Source organism: Planktothricoides sp. SR001, assembly GCF_001276715.1.
In the GTDB taxonomy this organism is placed as follows: domain Bacteria; phylum Cyanobacteriota; class Cyanobacteriia; order Cyanobacteriales; family Laspinemataceae; genus Planktothricoides; species Planktothricoides raciborskii.
Map to the genome: position 1 here is coordinate 2,501 of NZ_LIUQ01000113.1, position 2,657 is coordinate 5,157.

Annotated in this window: 2 tRNA genes and 2 rRNA genes (1 of these 4 cut by a window edge); all 4 read right to left on the reverse strand. The window is 52.9% G+C overall.

The window, feature by feature from the left end:
- Positions 1 to 607, reverse strand: a 23S ribosomal RNA gene (locus tag AM228_RS28400) (it extends 2,279 nt beyond the left edge of the window).
- A 153-nt stretch (positions 608 to 760) separates the two neighbouring features.
- Positions 761 to 833: transfer RNA gene (locus AM228_RS28405), tRNA-Ala, on the reverse strand.
- A 52-nt stretch (positions 834 to 885) separates the two neighbouring features.
- Positions 886 to 959: transfer RNA gene (locus AM228_RS28410), tRNA-Ile, on the reverse strand.
- Positions 960 to 1,072: 113 nt separating this feature from the next.
- A 16S ribosomal RNA gene (locus tag AM228_RS28415) occupies positions 1,073 to 2,562 on the reverse strand.
- The 16S and 23S rRNA genes sit together here with 2 tRNA genes alongside, the layout of an rRNA operon.
- Positions 2,563 to 2,657: the final 95 nt, after the last annotated feature.

The window sequence follows — 2,657 nt, forward strand, 5'->3', positions numbered from 1 at the left end:
TCGCCGGCTCATTCTTCAACAGGCACGCGGTCAGACGTTAAATCGTCCTTCCACTGCTTGTAAGCTAATGGTTTCATGTTCTATTTCACTCCCCTCCCGGGGTTCTTTTCACCTTTCCCTCGCGGTACTGGTTCACTATCGGTCACGCAGTAGTATTTAGCCTTACGAGGTGGTCCTCGCGGATTCACCAGGAATTTCACGTGCTCCTGGCTACTCGGGATCCAGCCGTGCTGCTTCAGTTTTTAACTACAGGACTTTCACCTTCTTTGGTGCCGCATTCAACGGCTTCGTCTAACCTTCACAGTCACTTGTGGCTGTCCCACGACCCCAACGGTAAAAACCATTGGTTTAGGCTCTTCCCCTTTCGCTCACCACTACTCAGGGAATCTCTGTTTGATTTCTTTTCCTCGAGCTACTAAGATGTTTCAGTTCGCCCGGTTGGCTCGTGCTGACCTATAGATTCAGTCAGCCGTACTAGGGGTTGCCCCATTCGGACACCTTCGGATCAATGCTTGTTTCCAGCTCCCCGAAGCGTTTCGCCGGTAGCCGCGTCCTTCTTCGCCTCTGCGTGCCTAGGTATCCACCATTAGCCCTTTGTAGCTTGACCACATTGGCTTGATTCATATCTTCGATTTCTCGAAAATGGATACACCTTTGATTCGGTTTCTATGTAATTTTCTAGGTTCATTCTGGACAGATTCTGTCCAGCAGTCTGTCTGGTTCATTCCCAGTGCAGTTGCTTGACAGTGGTTGTCTTCTCTGGAGGTAAGCGGACTCGAACCGCTGACATCTGCCTTGCAAAGGCAGCGCTCTACCAACTGAGCTATACCCCCAAAAGCTGGCCGCTTTCAGAAAAGCGCCTGGGCGCTGACTGATGGCGGGGAGTGGGCCATCCTGGACTCGAACCAGGGACCTCACCCTTATCAGGGGTGCGCTCTAACCACCTGAGCTAATAGCCCATGTCCCGACCTGATGTTAGTTTGAAAGCCTTTTTGTTTGACCTCGAACGACCTGGGATATGAGAGTTATGATTGGTGCGTTTGGACTCAATTCATCTCTCAGGTCTCCCTAAAAAGGAGGTGATCCAGCCACACCTTCCGGTACGGCTACCTTGTTACGACTTCACCCCAGTCATCAGCCCTGCCTTCGGCATCCTCCTCCCCGAGGGGTTAGAGTAATGACTTCGGGCATGGCCAACTTCCATGGTGTGACGGGCGGTGTGTACAAGGCCCGGGAACGTATTCACCGCAGTATGCTGACCTGCGATTACTAGCGATTCCTCCTTCATGCTCTCGAGTTGCAGAGAGCAATCTGAACTGAGGATGGGTTTATGGGATTAGCTGGCTCTTGCGAGTTCGCTGCCCTTTGTCCCACCCATTGTAGTACGTGTGTAGCCCAGGACGTAAGGGGCATGATGACTTGACGTCATCCCCACCTTCCTCCGGTTTATCACCGGCAGTCTCCCTAGAGTGCCCAACTGAATGATGGCAACTAAGAACGAGGGTTGCGCTCGTTGCGGGACTTAACCCAACATCTCACGACACGAGCTGACGACAGCCATGCACCACCTGTGTTCGCGCTCCCGAAGGCACCCTCACCTTTCAGCGAGGTTCGCGACATGTCAAGCCCTGGTAAGGTTTTTCGCGTTGCATCGAATTAAACCACATACTCCACCGCTTGTGCGGGCCCCCGTCAATTCCTTTGAGTTTCACACTTGCGTGCGTACTCCCCAGGCGGGATACTTATCGCGTTAGCTGCGGCACTGTCTGGGTCGATACAGACAACACCTAGTATCCATCGTTTACGGCTAGGACTACTGGGGTATCTAATCCCATTCGCTCCCCTAGCTTTCGTCCCTGAGTGTCAGTTGCAGTCCAGTAGAGCGCTTTCGCCACTGGTGTTCTTCCCGATCTCTACGCATTTCACCGCTACACCGGGAATTCCCTCTACCCCTACTGCCCTCTAGTGGTGCAGTTTCCACGGCCTTTCTGGAGTTAAGCCCCAGTCTTTAACCGCCGACTTGCCCCACCACCTACGGACGCTTTACGCCCAATAATTCCGGATAACGCTTGCCTCCTCCGTATTACCGCGGCTGCTGGCACGGAGTTAGCCGAGGCTGATTCCTCAGGTACCGTCAGAACTTCTTCCCTGAGAAAAGGGGTTTACAACCCAAGAGCCTTCCTCCCCCACGCGGTCTTGCTCCGTCAGGCTTGCGCCCATTGCGGAAAATTCCCCACTGCTGCCTCCCGTAGGAGTCTGGGCCGTGTCTCAGTCCCAGTGTGGCTGCTCATCCTCTCAGACCAGCTACCGATCGCCGTCTTGGTAGGCCATTACCCCACCAACTAACTAATCGGCCGCGAGCTCATTCTCAGGCGATAAATCTTTTACCTTTCGGCACATTGGGTATTAGCAGCAGTTTCCCGCTGTTGTCCCCATCCTGAGTGCAGATTCTCACGTGTTACTCACCCGTCCGCCACTAAATCCCGAAGGATTCCGTTCGACTTGCATGTGTTAAGCAGACCGCCAGCGTTCATCCTGAGCCAGGATCAAACTCTCCATGTTGAAGAGGTTTGATGTGAGTTCTTTACCTCAAAAATTTTTGAGGGGAACTCGTGAAAAAAAGGATTAACTTGACGAGATCCAACAAAATGTGATAG